The sequence below is a fragment of the Brevibacillus formosus genome (assembly GCF_003013405.1).
Classification (GTDB): Bacteria; Bacillota; Bacilli; order Brevibacillales; family Brevibacillaceae; genus Brevibacillus; species Brevibacillus formosus.
The window spans coordinates 367,591-380,871 of record NZ_PXZL01000001.1 but is presented as its reverse complement, the minus strand read 5'-3'; the positions used below and the strand labels follow the sequence as shown (position 1 = coordinate 380,871).

Genomic DNA, 13,281 nt, shown 5'->3' with positions numbered 1-13,281 from the left:
TGAGTCAATATTCTAACATTTTCACCAAAAAAGACCGCAGCTTGACAGCGTGCCGACAGTCTTTTCGTTGATTTCAGATTCTACTGTGAAGAGACAGGTAGTCCCACACTTCATCATAAATTCCGTTGTCATCCACATGCTTCAAATGTTCTTTCAAAGTCCGCAACCACTCAACAGTTGTTGGATACGTAGCTGCAATGGCCTCCCGTAAATCGCTCATTTGAATGGGGCGATCGACCCCTTTTGTTGCGATATCATGCCAGACCTGCTCCGTCGCGAGCTCCACTACATACTCAATGTCTGCCCCCGAATAAAACTCTGTCCATCCTGCTAAATGCTCATAATCGAGCATCTCAGAAGGACGCCCCTCCAGTTTTAAGCGAAAAATATCCTCCCGTGCTTGCCGATCTGGAGGTCCGACAAAAATCCAGTGATCAAAGCCAGCCGCTCGGAGCATGGAAGGCTCCAATTCCCATGGAACGTTGGTTGCCCCCATCAGGACAAATCGTTCGTCGTACTCGCCTACCTCCGCTATCTGCTGAAGCCATTTGGAATCGATTCCCTGTCTATGATAGGAGTTCGCGTGCTCTTCGTAATGGTTGGAAGCGTCCAGTTCATCTAATAAGAACAGAAACGGTTTATTGGCAGGGGCAGTTGCCAGTAAGTCATGGATGTTGAGCTGCCTGTTCGACGGCGTATACATACTTCGACCGCCTGTGATTGCCATGGAGAAAAAATGAGCCTGGCATTCTTCTGCGGTTGCTTTGGCCAGCAAAGATTTTCCGCACCCCGATGGTCCGTAAAGTAAAATCGTACTTTTCTTTTGAGACAACCGTTGCGAAATAGGATGTAGGAGTCTTTGAAAGATTGCCTCTTTTACTCGTCCAAGCCCGCCAACCATTCCAAAGCCGGCTGTTTTCTCAACGAGTTGAACCGGTTTCGCGGTGGTCTTCCCTTTGCCCCCTTCTATGACGCGTATCTTAGGTGAAAACATCGTAGTGTATGTAGAGGAATCCTTCTGATTGATCCCTTTTAACGTCCGCGAATAGGGGGATTCTTTTTGTAGCTTGTTGAGCTCGATCACAATTTTTTCCTTCATCGCTTCATTACCGTAGGCAAGGGCCTGCGTAAACGCCTGTAAAGCCTCCTTACGATCCCCCTGCTCAGCATGCTCTAAGCCTAGCAACAGCCATACTGGTGCATTGCGTTGATCGCTCGTCAGCATGCTTTTCAGTATTTCTATCTTCGTCATCTGCTTCATCCTCTGCGATCGTTCTGCTTCAAGCGATCGTTTAGTATCACGGACATATCCATTATAATGCATACGTCTCGCAAGAAGAATACGAAAAGTAGGAAAAGATGGAAGAAGGGCTGTGACAATCACTCGAAAAAGACGCCTCCTGCTGCACAGCATCGGGCGTCCAAGATACAGTTTCTATCCTCTCGACGGAAAAGCTCCGCCTTCCACACAAATGATGAACGAGAGTCCGAGATAAGGTTGCATATTATTATGAGGCTGAGTCCCGCCTGTGGTTCCAATTGCTTGCGGGCTAAGCTGGGTCCCATCACTCGTGTTGGAGTAAGGAATGATACCTCCCCGGCCACCAGTGGATGACCATTTCGCCCCTGTTGGCGTATCCCCTGTTGGAGTTGAGCACGCATTTGGAACATGAGTATGCGCCGGAATTTCGTTTTGCAGCAGTGTTATAGCGGCAGCGCCACCTGTCTGACCTGCCGTACGCGGTGTCAAGCCAGGTCCTGCCCCCTGGTTCATCGGGGCTGTGCCTCTTAAATTAGGAAGCGCAAATGTGGTCTTGCCATCTCCGCCATACTTTGTTCCCAATATCGAATACAACGCAGGATTGGAAGAGATCGCAATCAATTGTCCATCACAAAAAGCCCAGTCCCTCGGCGGGAAGCTGCCAGCGAAAATACGAATTTCTCCAATATACGGATCCATATGATAGTGCCTCCTCTAGTTTCTTGACGGGTAAACCCCTTGAATCGCGATGCAAAAATTCCCGACCAAATACGGCTGCATATTCGTATGAGGTGCACTGTTTCCTACTGTTTGCAACGCACTCTCACTCATCGTCGTATCAGGGGTTGTCCCATAGGTTGTAGTAGATGCTTGTGCCCAGTAGTTCCCAGCGCTAATTTTTTCACTGGCAGCTGCATTCGAGCCGGTTGCCGTATGGGTATGGGCGGGTAACTCGCTTGTTGTAAGTACATGACTTTCTTCGCCGGCTGACAGACCGCGCGTAATGATGGGGCGATCCTGTTGATTGTTTACATGAACGGGGACACGCCCTCTTAAATCTGGCAAAGCAAACGTGGTTTTCCCATCCCCACCATAAGCAGTTCCTAACAAGGAATACAGTGCCTGGTTTGTATTGATAGGCAACACCGCTCCATTACACAAAGCCCAACCCTTTGGCGCAAATGGAAAGGGAAAAAATCGAATTTCTCCAAGAAATGGTTCCATGTAAAATCCTCCTGTTCGATTGGAATATTAATTTTGTTGAGGATAGGTCCCATACAGGGCAATGATGAAATTAATAACCGTAAACGGCATCAGGTTACTGTGTGGTTGGTTTCCACCTACACTGCTCAAGCTGGACGCGTTCATCAATCCATCAGATGCATTGGTTGAATATAGCTGTGTATTCTTTGCCCATACAGCATTGGCAGGGCTATTTTGCGTTCCTGGCTGCGATGATGCATGGACCGTATGTGTATGCGCGGGCAATTGTGGGACGGTTAAGGTGACTGATTCTACACCATTTTTTTCACCTATCACGTAGGTAGTTCCCGTATTCGGATTTTTGCCTTGATGGAGCGGGATACGTCCCCGTAAATCAGGTAACGCAAAAGTCATTTGTCCATCCCCGCCATATGTGGTTCCAATCAAACTAAACAACGTGTCGTATTCAGAAATGGATAATAGCCGTCCATCGCAGAAAGCCCATCCTACCGGTTCATAATCTCCTCCAAACATCCTGATTTCTCCAAGAAATGGTTCTGCCATGTTGCTTCCTCCTTATGTAAAGTGGTTATTTCCTTTGTCAAACGAACTGTTTGGTCATTTTTGCAGAAGTGGCTGCCATTCCATTTGGATATACAGCCCCGTTGAGTCTGTCACGATAAAATGAAATCGTTCATATAATCGAAAGGCAGGATTCCCTTGTAAAACACGTAAACGGATCGGTAATTGGAAAGCTTCAGCCTCTTTTTGCAGCGCTCCCATAATGCCAGAACCAACACCCTGTCCCCGATAAGCAGGCAGCAAAGAAATATCGACAAGATGCAGTGCATCTCCGCTCGCATCCGTGATCAAACGACCGATAGTCTGCCCGGATCGGAGAATGATTTGATGATTTTGAGCGGGAAACTGCATTTGGTAAGATTTCTGCTGCATGATAAACTGTGACTGTAAAAAAACAAGCTTGTCCGACTCACTCCACCCCCAAATAGCCATTTCTTCGGTTCTCGTAGCACAGTACAATTCCCAAATAAATGCTTCGTCTTGCTCATATTCAAAAGGTCTGGTATGTACCATAATCCTCCTTGCAGCAATCGTTGTACTTTTCTGATATCCTGCCTGATTAAATAATCATATCATTAGCCAAATGCCTTCTAACACTAACTAAAGTTAGCTCTTTTACATGAAAAACGCTTCGTCTTCGAAAAAGAGAAGAAGCGTTTTTATCAGTTACAAAAATAAGGAAGAACCCATATACTTTGGTTCAAATGATTAAGTTTATTAACGGAGTGTGCCATGACGAATCCAACCTGCAATGAAAAAGCGACGCAAATATTTATGGAGTTAAGTCCATACTTCCAAGGCTTGGGTGATCCGATTCGGCAGCAAATCGTAGCTCTTCTCATCGACAAGGAAAGCATGAATGTAACACAAATTGCCGAACATATTCCCATGTCTAGACCTACCGTGTCTCATCACTTGAAAATATTAAGACAAGCGGGCCTGGTAAACGTTCAGAAGAAGGGAACGGAGATGTTTTATCGGCTTGAAATTACAGAAGCGATCCGACTTTTTAAACAGTTGGTCACTTTCGTCGAAGAAGAGTGCAACTGAATAGGACCTCACGATAAGGGACAGTGTGTCCCTGTTTTTCACACCTATCCGTTAATAAACTTAAACGAATAAACATTTAATCAAAGGAGAAAACTTCATGACTCTAACCAAAATTCTAATTGTCGGCGGCTACGGAACAGTTGGGAGCCAAATTGCCAAGATCTTGCACGATCGCCACCCTACTCTTGAATTATTGCTGGGAGGAAGGTCCACCGGAAAGCCTTTGCCTTTTTCGTTCACTAGGCTAAAGCCTTTCCTTCTGGACATTTCCAAATCCGATCCTCTCGCCCATGCTCCAGATGATTTAACCTTGATTATTAGCGCAGTAAATGATCCAGATGACAAACTACTGGGTTGCTGCGGTTCGCCGACAGATCCCTTTGATTGACGTCACGCGTTGGACAGAACGATTTACACGGTCCATCGACCGATTGAAGAATGAGAACATGGGCTCTCCAGTCATTCTCGCTTCAGGGTGGATGGGGGGAACTGTAGCCCTTCTTGCAAGCATACATACCTCTTCCCTGCAAGATGTCCAGATTCATCTTCACGCTCTTTATTCTCTTCAAGACAAAGCAGGTCCAGATTCCACCGACTATATGGATCGTATGACGATCCCTTTTACTGTCACCACTCCCACTGGCGTAAAAGAAGTTACACCCATGTCAGATCCGGTACCGGTGACCTTTCCGAATGGATACCATACGAAATGCTACCGTCTGGACACACCGGATCACATGACGCTCGTGAAAGCACAAAACGTAACTTCTGCTGATTTTCGCATCGCCTTCGACAATAAACTGTCTACTTTTGCCCTCGTTTAATTGGTAAAAAGCCGGATATGGAACCTGCTGGGCAAAAGCACACGTCAAAAAATACTGTACAATCCAGGCGCAGGGTCACCTCACCATATTGTCATCCAAATAAATGGGCGCAATCAGCATGGCATGAACGTGAAACGCCAAGTCGAGATCACTGATCCGAAAGGGCAGACACACCTGACCGCTTTGGGAGCTGCCATCTTTGCACAACCAATCCTTCGGCAAAGCGAGAACGCAACTGTTGCACCACGTATTCTATTTCCAGAGGATATCGGCCATTCCGAAATGACTGCCGACGATATACTCGAGTTCTATCGATCCGAAGGGGTCCAAATTATGGTCCATGACGAAACAAAAAAGAGTAGGACGGTATGAACGCCGCCCTACTCTTTACCATGTATCAGTTCTTATTCAAAAAAAGTACGCGGGGATTTCCGCCATTCACCCAAAACTTTTTCCTGTTCGCTAGTAATAACCCCTTGCTCTGAAGCGACTTCCAAAAGTGCGGTGTAATTCGATATGGTGGAGCAAGGAATGCCTGCTTCCTCAAACAGGGCTTGGGCATCCGGGAATTGGTAGCTGAAAATGGCTACGACCCCCAGTACCTCTCCACCCTCTGCCTGCACAGCTTGCGCTGCTTTCAAGGAGCTGCCGCCTGTGGAAATCAGATCTTCAATCACAACGACCTTTTGACCAGCCGCCAATGCGCCTTCAATCTGATTTTGGCGACCGTGGCCTTTTGCCTTGTCCCGTACATAAATCATCGGCAAATCAAGCAGCTCTGCAACCCATGCAGCGTGTGGAATACCAGCAGTCGCTGTTCCCGCCACGACTTGCGCATCTGGGTACTGCTCTTTGATCAAATCAGCAAATGCTTTCGCAATGGCACGGCGCACATGCGGATAAGACATCGTGATCCGGTTGTCGCAGTAGATCGGGGATTTGATCCCGGACGTCCATGTAAAAGGTTGCTCCGGACGAAGATGAACTGCCCCGATTTCGAGAAGATTCGCTGCAATTTGTTTAGCGGTTGTCATTGTCGTCATTTCTATTAGTCCCTCCAGCTGGCTACTTTACGAACGATCTTTTTCCACTGCTGCGACGATACTTTCCCAAACTCCTACCGGATCTTTTGCACCCGTAATGGCGCGTCCAATCACAATGAAATCACTGCCCAAGCGGAATGCCTGTTCCGGCGTCGTGATACGCGTCTGATCGCCTTGATCTGCTCCCAGTGGACGAATTCCTGGCGTTACGGTTACAAATGCGTCTCCAGCAGCTTTTTTGATCATCGGTACTTCTAGGGGAGAAGCAACGACCCCATCCAAACCAGCTTGCTTGGTCATCATCGCATAGTGCACGACGACATCCTCTACCGCACCTGGAATCGCCAATTCTTCATTCATCGTTTGCAAACCAGTGGATGTCAGCATCGTCACACCGATCAGGAGGGGACGAGCAGCACCTGCCGCTGTCCCTTGCTCCAAACCTTCTCTCGCTGCCGCCATCATGGCCACGCCGCCTGCCGCATGAACGTTTACCATGTCTGCTCCCAGACGGGCCAGGCTTCTCATTGCGCCTTTAGCTGTATTAGGAATATCATGAACCTTCAAGTCGAGGAACACGTTGAGTCCTTTTTCTTTCAGAAAGGAAACGATCGCTGGCCCTTCTGCGTAAGCGAGCTCCATCCCCACTTTTACATAGCGGATATGCCCTTGTAGGGGATCGATGCACTTTTTGACTTCATCCAGTGTGGAAAAGTCGAGCGCTACAATCATGCGTTCGCGAATATCGATTAGTTGTTGTTGCACGCTGCTCTCCCCTTTTTATACGGTTACTGCCACTTTTGCACCAGCACGCTGAGCTGGCATTGCTTCTGTAGAGAATGTGATCGTCTCCAGTACGTGCAGGAGAGCGGAAGCTGTATCCAGAGATGTCAGACATACTGCTCCGTTCTCTACTGCTTCCCGACGGATGCGGAAGCCGTCGCGTTGTGGTGTTTTGCCTTTTGTCAATGTATTGAGTACGATGTTCGCTTCGCCTGTATGGATCACATCCAGCAGGTTTGGCGTGCCTTCGGACAATTTGCTCACGCGTGTGACTTGCAGTCCCGCTTGCTCCAAATAATCGGCTGTTCCTGCGGTCGCCATTAGCTTGAAGCCGAGGTGGCGGAAGCGTTTCACGATATCCAGCGCTTCTTCCTTGTCTTTATCAGCAACAGTCACGAGCAAGGTGCCTTGTGTCGGGATGTTCATGCCTGCTGCGACCAAGCCTTTGTACAACGCTTTTGCCAGCGTGCTCTCGCGTCCCATGACTTCTCCGGTCGACTTCATTTCAGGGCCAAGCGTAATATCGACGCGGCGCAGCTTTGCGAAGGAGAAGACTGGTACTTTGACAGAAACCATCGATTCCTCTGGATGGTAGCCCGGTGTAAAGCCTTGTTCGATGATCGAGTGACCAAGAATCGCTTTCGTCGCGATGTTCGCCATTGGAATCCCCGTTACTTTGGAGAGGAATGGCACCGTACGGGACGAGCGCGGATTGACCTCGATTACGTATGGGCGGTCTTTATAGATGACAAACTGGATGTTGAGCAAGCCTTTGATTTGCAGGGCACGCGCCAGCTTTGTCGTCATGTCGATCAGTTCATCCTTGATCGCTTGGGACAAGGATTGCGGAGGGTATACGGCGATGGAGTCACCGGAGTGCACCCCTGCGCGTTCGATATGCTCCATGATGCCTGGGATTAGGACGTTTTCGCCGTCGCAGATCGCATCGACTTCCGCTTCGACTCCGACCATGTAACGGTCTACCAGTACAGGGTGATCAGGATTTACCTTCACCGCTTTTTCCATGTACTCCAACAGTTCGGACTGGTTGTAGACGATTTCCATCGCACGTCCGCCAAGTACGTAGGATGGGCGAACCAGGACTGGGAAGCCAAGGCCTTCTGCTGCCACTACTGCCTGCTCGACTGACGTAACCGTTTTGCCTGGTGGTTGGGCGATTTCCAGCTCGCGCAGCAGCGCTTCGAACTTCTCGCGGTTTTCCGCTGCGTCGATGTTTTCCAGACTCGTACCCAAGATTTTGATTCCGCGTGCAGCCAGCTTGTCAGCCAGGTTGATCGCGGTTTGTCCGCCGAATTGTACGATGACACCCTCTGGTTTTTCCACATCGAGAATGTTCATGACGTCTTCGATGTACAGCGGCTCGAAGTACAGGCGATCAGAAGTGTTGAAGTCTGTAGAGACGGTCTCCGGGTTGTTGTTGATGATCACTGCCTCATAGCCCGCTTCTCTCAGCGCCCAGACAGCGTGGACAGTCGCATAGTCAAACTCGATTCCTTGACCGATGCGGATTGGTCCGGAGCCCAGCACGACTACGCGCTTCTTGCCAGTCTCGATGCGCTCGTCTTCTACTTCATACGCGGAGTAGTAGTACGGTGTTTGCGCTTCGAATTCTGCCGCGCACGTATCTACCATTTTATATACAGGTACAAAGCCTTTTTCTTTGCGCATTGCGTGTACCGCTTCTTCTGTCTCACCGCACAGCTCGGCAATTTTGCGGTCCGTGAAGCCCATGCGTTTTGCTTCGTACAGCTTCTCGCTCGTCAAGCCTTTTGCCAGTTCCGCTTCAAAGGCAATCATTTTATGGAACTTGTGCAGGAAGAACAGATCGATCTTGGTCAGGTTGTGCAGTTGCTCGATTGTCCAGCCACGGCGCAGTGCTTCTGCCAGCAGGAAGAGGCGTTCGTCATCTGCGTGCACCAGTCGTGCTTTCAAATCTTCCTCGCTGATTTCGCCTGCTCCCTTGATCTCGATGTGATAGCTGCCGATTTCCAAGGAACGGATGGCTTTCATGATCGATTCTTCAAAACTCCGACCGATCGCCATCACTTCTCCGGTCGCTTTCATTTGCGTGCCGAGCTTGCGGTTGGCGGATTGGAACTTGTCGAATGGCCAGCGTGGGATTTTGCTGACAATGTAGTCCAGTGTTGGCTCGAAGCATGCGTATGTTTGGCCTGTCACCGGGTTTTTCAGTTCATCCAACGTGTAGCCGATTGCGATTTTGGCTGCCATCTTTGCGATTGGGTAGCCTGTTGCCTTGGAAGCCAGTGCAGAAGAGCGGCTCACACGCGGGTTCACTTCGATCACGTAGTACTGGAAGCTGTGCGGGTCGAGTGCGTATTGTACGTTGCAGCCACCCTCGATACCGAGAGCCCGGATGATGTTCAGTGCCGATGTGCGCAGCATTTGATACTCGCGGTCAGCCAGTGTTTGGCTCGGTGCCACTACGATAGAGTCACCTGTATGCACGCCGACTGGGTCGATGTTTTCCATGTTGCAGACTACGATGCAGTTGTCATTGGCATCGCGCATCACTTCGTACTCGATTTCTTTCATGCCGGCAATGCTTTTCTCGATCAAGCATTGCGTAATCGGGGAGTATTTCAATCCGCTTGCGACGATCTCGCGGAGTGTTTCTTCATCTTCACAAATTCCGCCGCCTGTACCACCCAAGGTGTAGGCAGGACGAACGATGATGGGATAACCGATTTCGTTTGCAAAATCGACAGCTTCTTCTACCGTGCTCACGATCACTGATTCAGGTACTGGCTCGCCCAGTTCATTCATGAGGGAACGGAACAGGTCGCGGTCTTCTGCTTGCTTGATCGATTCCAGCTTGGTTCCGAGCAGCTTTACATTCTCTTGCTCGAGAACGCCTGCTTCTGATAGGGCAACAGCCATGTTCAAGCCTGTTTGACCCCCAAGTGTAGGCAGGAGTCCATCCGGCTTCTCTTGGCGAATGACACGCGCTACGAATTCAGGTGTGATTGGCTCGATATATACTTTGTCCGCCATGTTTGTATCGGTCATGATGGTCGCAGGGTTGGAGTTGATCAGAACTACCTCCATCCCCTCTTCTTTTAACGCTTCGCATGCTTGCGTGCCTGCATAGTCAAATTCAGCAGCCTGCCCGATGACGATAGGTCCAGAGCCGATTACGAGGATTTTTTTCAGATTATCTTGTTTTGGCATGAGTTTTTTCCTCCTTAGCGGTTTCCATCATGGCAAGAAACTGGTCAAACAGGTAGCCGGAATCATACGGTCCTGGAGCTGCTTCTGGATGGTACTGTACTGAGAATGCATTCTTCGCTGCATGTCGTACGCCTTCGATGGTTCCATCATTGAGTGCGATATGTGTAACTTCCAATTCCGTGCCTGCCAGTGAGTCTTCTTTGACTGCATAGCTGTGGTTCTGGGATGTGATATAGGTGCGTCCGGTTGGCAGCTCTTTTACCGGATGGTTGCCGCCACGGTGTCCGAATTTCATTTTCGTTGTGTCAGCGCCAGATGCCAGCGCAAACAACTGGTGACCGAGGCAAATTCCGAACAGAGGATATTCACCCAAGATTTCGCGAATCATCTCTACGGCTTGCGGTACGTCCTTCGGGTCCCCAGGGCCATTGGACAAGAGTATCCCGTCCGGCTGAATGCGGCGAATCTCTTCTGCTGTCACATTGTAAGGCACGACGACTACGTCGCAGTTGCGCTTGGTCAACTCGCGCAAAATCCCGTGCTTGGCTCCGAAGTCTACCAGCACTACCCGATGACCTGTACCTGGGCAGCTGAAGACGCTTTTCGTAGAAACGCGTGATACTTGGTCTGTCATTAATGTCGTGCCGTTCAGGGAAGCAACCAATTCAGCCAACGGGGCTTCACTGGTTGTAATCATGCCCTTCATCGTGCCGTGGTAACGAATTTTTCTCGTCAGCATCCGGGTGTCGATTCCAGCAATGCCCGGAATGTCATATGTTTTCAGCAGTTCATCGAGTGTGTTCGTATTGCGCCAGTTGCTCGGCGCCTCGCAATGCTCGCGAACAACGAAGCCGTGAATGTATGGACGAACAGCTTCAAAGTCGTCTCGATTGATCCCGTAATTTCCGATCAGTGGGTATGTCATGGTGACAATCTGTCCGCAGTAGGATGGGTCAGACAAAACCTCCTGATAGCCAGTCAGCCCTGTATTGAAAACCACTTCCCCGTAGGACTCCTTTGTCGCTCCAAATGCCGTCCCGATAAATTCTGTTCCGTCTTCCAAGATCAATCTTGCACGCATTTATGCTCCTCCTCCATTGTTGTGTAAAAACTTTTGTCTTGTCTGTCAGTCGTTTTTACACGTTTTGATATACGATCTTCCCATCTACCAGCGTCAGGGTCGGCCAGCCTTTGCATGCCCAACCAGCAAATGGTGTGTTGATTCCTTTACTTGCGAATGTGCTTGGATCAATTGATTTTTCCGTCTCCAGATCAATCACAGTCAGGTCTGCTGGTGCGCCTACTTCCAGACGTCCGTATGGCAGTTTGAATGCTTCTGCTGGCTTCACGGTCAAGAGCTCAACCAGCTTCTTCAAGGTCAGCTCTCCGGTTTGCACGAGATTTGTGTACAACAGAGGGAATGCTGTCTCCAGTCCGACGATTCCGAATGGAGCGCGGCTTATCCCGTTTGCTTTTTCCTCTTGGGTGTGTGGTGCATGGTCTGTGGCGATCATATCAATGGTGCCGTCTTTCAATCCCGCAATCAGTGCAGCGCGATCTTCACGAGAGCGCAGCGGCGGATTCATTTTCCAATTCGTATCCAGATTGTCCGGGATATCCTCGTCGCACAGCAGGAGGTGATGCGGGCTGACTTCACACGTTACATTCACGCCAGCGCGTTTCCCGTCGCGTACCAAACGCACCGACTCTTTCGCGCTGATGTGGCATACGTGGTAGTGAACACCTGTCTGTTCTGCCAGTAAAATATCGCGTCCGACATGGATGGACTCCGATTCAGAAGGAATTCCAGGGAGTCCGTGTCGAGCTGCTACCACCCCGTCATGCAAAGCTGCACCCGGAATCAACAGGTCTTCGTCCTCACAGTGAGCGACGATTGCGATATCGAGCTCCGCTGCTTTTTGCATGGCCTTTTTCATCATCGCAGTTGATTGCACACCCACACCATCATCTGTCAGAGCAAAGATCCCCGCTTCTTTTAACCCAGCAAAATCCGTCAGCTCTTTTCCCAATTGGCGAACGGTAATCGCACCATATGGGATCACGCGCGCCATTCCAGCCTCGCTCGCTTTGTCCAAAATGTAGGTCACGGTCTCGACGCTGTCGATGGATGGTCGTGTGTTCGGCATGCATGCTACTGTTGTAAATCCGCCTTGTACCGCTGCTTTTGCCCCTGTTTCGATCGTTTCTTTATGTTCAAAGCCTGGCTCGCGCAGATGTACGTGGACATCGATAAGACCCGCGCTAATCATGCCGCCATGGCAATCGATCCATTCATGCCCACAGCGATCGAGTGTCTCCCCCATCGCTGTGATTCTTCCCTTTTCCACCAATATTTCCATCGGGGTGAGTTCCCCCGCCTGATTTAGTACGTTGCCGTTGCCAAGGATGATTCCCATGTCATTTCGCTCCCTTTCAAAAGAGTTTCTAGAACTGCCATTCTTGCTGCGACTCCGTTGGTCACTTGGGTTTGAATCAAGGATGTTTCGCATTCTACCAAATCGGTATGAATCTCAACCCCGCGATTGACGGGTGCCGGATGCATGATAACTGCGCCGGACTTCATCATTTTGGCTCTTTCCAGTGTGAGCCCATGTGCCTTGTGATACTCTTCCTTCGATAGATAGAGGGATTCCGCATGGCGCTCGAGCTGAACACGCAGCATCATAACCACATCCGCGGTTTGAACCGCTTCTTCCATTTCCACGATTTTGACACCTTGCGGGATATGTGCCGGCATCATCGTAGCTGGACCTGAGAGCAGCAGATTCACACCGAGCTTCGGCAGCGCATGCAGGTGAGAACCGAGCACGCGGCTGTGGCGCAGATCACCAATGATCGCTACCGTGAGACCAGAGAGCTTGCCAAACTTTCTTTTCATGGTCAAAAGATCGAGCAAGCATTGGGTCGGGTGCTCATTCGTTCCATCTCCCGCATTGATTAGCTTCAGGTCTACACTTTCTGCCAGCTCTTGCAGCAGGCCTTCCTTCTTGGTGCGGATCACAGCTGCTTCCACGCCCATTGCTTCCAAGGTGCGAATCGTGTCATAGACCGTCTCGCCTTTTACAGTAGAGGAGGTTTCCGGAATGAAGTTCAAAACATGTGCGCCCAGTCGCTTTTGAGCTACTTCAAAAGAGAAGCGGGTTCTGGTGCTGGCCTCGAAGAACAGATTCGCGACAAACCGTCCGCGCAGGATATCCGCTTGCTCAGTTGGTCTGGCAGCCCAATACTCTGCTCGCTCAAGGAGCTGGATGATCTGTTCTTTCGATAAGTTTTTGAGGCCAATCAAATGCGCTACATTTTTCAT

12 protein-coding genes and 1 pseudogene are annotated in these 13,281 nt (G+C 49.8%); 2 read left to right on the top strand and 11 right to left on the bottom strand.

Annotated elements, in window-relative coordinates:
• Positions 1-73 precede the first annotated feature (73 nt).
• From C7R91_RS01730 to C7R91_RS01710, 5 genes are all read right to left on the bottom strand, one after another.
• Complete coding sequence (locus C7R91_RS01730) at positions 74-1,252, bottom strand: ATP-binding protein (RefSeq protein WP_047068242.1); 1,179 nt, start codon at positions 1,250-1,252, stop codon at positions 74-76.
• Between the two features lie 183 nt (positions 1,253-1,435).
• A complete protein-coding gene (locus C7R91_RS01725) occupies positions 1,436-1,960 on the bottom strand; it encodes a phage tail protein (protein WP_047068244.1) in 525 nt (174 codons plus the stop codon).
• 15 nt (positions 1,961-1,975) lie between these two features.
• Entirely contained in the window at positions 1,976-2,485 is a 510-nt protein-coding gene (locus tag C7R91_RS01720; RefSeq protein ID WP_047068246.1) for a phage tail protein, read from the bottom strand.
• Between the two features lie 27 nt (positions 2,486-2,512).
• Positions 2,513-3,028 (bottom strand): phage tail protein, encoded by a 516-nt coding sequence (locus tag C7R91_RS01715; protein WP_047068248.1) that lies wholly within the window; start codon positions 3,026-3,028, stop codon positions 2,513-2,515.
• A gap of 54 nt (positions 3,029-3,082) precedes the next feature.
• Entirely contained in the window at positions 3,083-3,559 is a 477-nt protein-coding gene (locus C7R91_RS01710; protein WP_047068250.1) for a GNAT family N-acetyltransferase, read from the bottom strand.
• Positions 3,560-3,778: 219 nt separating this feature from the next.
• Here C7R91_RS01710 and C7R91_RS01705 point away from each other — a divergent pair, with 219 nt between their 5' ends.
• Positions 3,779-4,096 carry an ArsR/SmtB family transcription factor gene (locus C7R91_RS01705; protein WP_047068252.1) on the top strand — a complete coding sequence of 106 codons (318 nt, stop codon included), beginning with the start codon at positions 3,779-3,781 and terminating at the stop codon, positions 4,094-4,096.
• Between the two features lie 97 nt (positions 4,097-4,193).
• Positions 4,194-5,292: pseudogene (locus C7R91_RS01700) on the top strand (saccharopine dehydrogenase family protein).
• A gap of 32 nt (positions 5,293-5,324) precedes the next feature.
• Here C7R91_RS01700 and pyrE read toward each other — a convergent pair.
• The 6 genes from pyrE to C7R91_RS01670 are packed head-to-tail and all read right to left on the bottom strand — an operon-like array spanning position 5,325 to position 13,281.
• Positions 5,325-5,963, bottom strand: coding sequence for an orotate phosphoribosyltransferase (gene pyrE / locus C7R91_RS01695; RefSeq protein WP_047068254.1), 639 nt, complete (start codon positions 5,961-5,963; stop codon positions 5,325-5,327).
• A 27-nt stretch (positions 5,964-5,990) separates the two neighbouring features.
• Complete coding sequence (gene pyrF / locus C7R91_RS01690; protein ID WP_047068256.1) at positions 5,991-6,728, bottom strand: orotidine-5'-phosphate decarboxylase; 738 nt, start codon at positions 6,726-6,728, stop codon at positions 5,991-5,993.
• A 15-nt stretch (positions 6,729-6,743) separates the two neighbouring features.
• Positions 6,744-9,956, bottom strand: a complete 3,213-nt coding sequence (carB, locus tag C7R91_RS01685) for a carbamoyl-phosphate synthase large subunit (RefSeq protein ID WP_047068258.1) — start codon at positions 9,954-9,956, stop codon at positions 6,744-6,746.
• On the bottom strand, positions 9,940-11,037 hold the full coding sequence (locus C7R91_RS01680) for a carbamoyl phosphate synthase small subunit (RefSeq protein WP_047068260.1): 1,098 nt from the start codon (positions 11,035-11,037) through the stop codon (positions 9,940-9,942). Before C7R91_RS01680 ends, carB begins: the two co-directional genes overlap by 17 nt.
• 55 nt (positions 11,038-11,092) lie before the next feature.
• Positions 11,093-12,373, bottom strand: coding sequence for a dihydroorotase (pyrC, locus tag C7R91_RS01675; protein ID WP_047068262.1), 1,281 nt, complete (start codon positions 12,371-12,373; stop codon positions 11,093-11,095).
• Positions 12,340-13,281 (bottom strand): aspartate carbamoyltransferase catalytic subunit, encoded by a 942-nt coding sequence (locus C7R91_RS01670; RefSeq protein ID WP_047068264.1) that lies wholly within the window; start codon positions 13,279-13,281, stop codon positions 12,340-12,342. Before C7R91_RS01670 ends, pyrC begins: the two co-directional genes overlap by 34 nt.